Genomic DNA, 1,094 nt, shown 5'->3' with positions numbered 1-1,094 from the left:
ATGGTGTTCAACCCTTGCGCCACGCGGATCGTGTAGTCTTCGATCGTCTGGATCAATTCAGGCGAAAGGTTTTGCGGCGGGTAAACAGCGATCGAGTCGCCCGAGTGGACGCCGGCGCGTTCGATGTGTTCCATGATGCCCGGAATCAGGACGGTTTCGCCGTCGCAGATCGCATCGACTTCCAGCTCTTGTCCGATCAGGTAATGATCGACCAGGACCGGACGTTCGGGACTGGCAACGACCGCTTCGCGCATGTATTTCTCAAGATCGGCTTGGTTGTAGACGATCTGCATCGCCCGTCCGCCCAATACGTAGGACGGACGCACCAAGACCGGATAACCGATTTCGTCGGCAACTGCGACCGCTTCTTCAACGGTCACGGCTGTTTTGCCGGGTGCTTGCGGGATATCCAAATCGCGCAACAACTGTTCGAACAGCTTGCGGTCTTCGGCGCGGTCCAGATCTTCCAGGCTCGTGCCCAGGATCTTCACGCCGTGTTTGACCAATTTGTCGGCCAAGTTGATGGCCGTTTGGCCACCAAACTGCACAACGACGCCCAGCGGTTGTTCCAGGTCGATGATGGCCATCACGTCTTCTTCGGTCAAGGGTTCGAAATACAGCTTGTCGGAGATCGAGAAGTCCGTCGAAACGGTTTCCGGGTTGTTGTTGACGACGATTGCTTCATAGCCGGCTTCCTGGATTGCCCAGACCGCATGCACCGTTGCGTAGTCGAACTCGACCCCTTGCCCGATACGGATCGGACCGGAGCCCAATACGATGACTTTTTCGCGGTCGCTCGGGAAGGATTCCTGTTCCGTCTCATACGTGCTGTAGAAGTATGGTGTGAAGGATTCGAATTCGCCCGCACACGTATCCACCATTTTGAAGACAGGGACGATGCCGTTGGCTTTGCGCAACGCGTAGATGTCTTCCGAAGCCATGCCCCATAATTCCGCGATGATTTCATCGCTGAAGCCGTATTTCTTCGCTTCGCGCAATGTTTCCAGGTCTTTCACGTTTGCAGCCACTTCTTTTTCAAGGTCGATGATGTGCTTGAATTTGTACAGGAAGAAGTAGTCGATTTCGCTCCATTC

1 protein-coding gene is annotated in these 1,094 nt (G+C 54.8%); it reads right to left on the bottom strand.

The features are described from left to right. A partial coding sequence (locus C8U37_RS14365; RefSeq protein ID WP_483887661.1) for a carbamoyl phosphate synthase preATP-grasp domain-containing protein occupies positions 1-1,094 on the bottom strand: 1,094 nt, incomplete at both ends.

This window comes from Trichococcus patagoniensis (genome assembly GCF_003051085.1).
Classification (GTDB): domain Bacteria; phylum Bacillota; class Bacilli; order Lactobacillales; family Aerococcaceae; genus Trichococcus; species Trichococcus patagoniensis.
The sequence above is the reverse complement of the archived record's forward strand: the minus strand, read 5'-3'. Positions and strand labels throughout refer to the sequence as shown.